The organism is Rhodopseudomonas sp. BR0C11, from assembly GCF_010820945.1.
Taxonomy (GTDB): domain Bacteria; phylum Pseudomonadota; class Alphaproteobacteria; order Rhizobiales; family Xanthobacteraceae; genus Rhodopseudomonas; species Rhodopseudomonas palustris_H.
In genome coordinates this window covers 1-522 of sequence record NZ_QTKI01000834.1, presented here as the reverse complement: position 1 = coordinate 522, position 522 = coordinate 1, and the positions used below count along the sequence as shown (strand labels likewise).

Here is a 522-nt window from a genome sequence, read left to right as displayed (position 1 = left end):
GCTGGTGTGGCTCGGCCGTGCGCCGCTGTCGAGCTCGCTGGTGATTCCGTTCTTCAAAGAAGTGATGCTTAACCTCGGCTGGGCGTTCATCGTGTTCGGCGCCTTCGTGGTGGTCGGCGCCGGCAACGCGGTGAACCTGACCGACGGCCTCGACGGCCTCGCGATCGTGCCGGTGATGATTGCCGCGGCGAGCTTTGGCTTGATTTCGTATCTCGCCGGCAATGCGGTGTTCGCCGAATATCTGCAGATCAACTACGTCGCCGGCACCGGCGAACTCGCGGTGTTGTGCGGGGCGCTGCTCGGCGCTGGGCTCGGCTTCCTGTGGTTCAACGCGCCGCCAGCCTCGATCTTCATGGGCGACACCGGCTCGCTGGCGCTCGGCGGCATGCTCGGCTCGATCGCGGTCGCGGTGAAGCACGAGATCGTGCTGGCGGTGATCGGCGGCCTGTTCGTGCTCGAAGCGGTGTCGGTGATCGTGCAGGTCGCCTCGTTCAAGCTCACCGGCAAGCGCGTGTTCAAGAT

General features: G+C 65.3%; 1 protein-coding gene. It reads left to right on the top strand.

Annotated features, from left to right (window positions below):
* Nucleotides 1-522, top strand: a 522-nt coding sequence (gene mraY / locus DYI24_RS27680; RefSeq protein WP_164574576.1) for a phospho-N-acetylmuramoyl-pentapeptide-transferase, incomplete at both ends; no start/stop codon positions are given.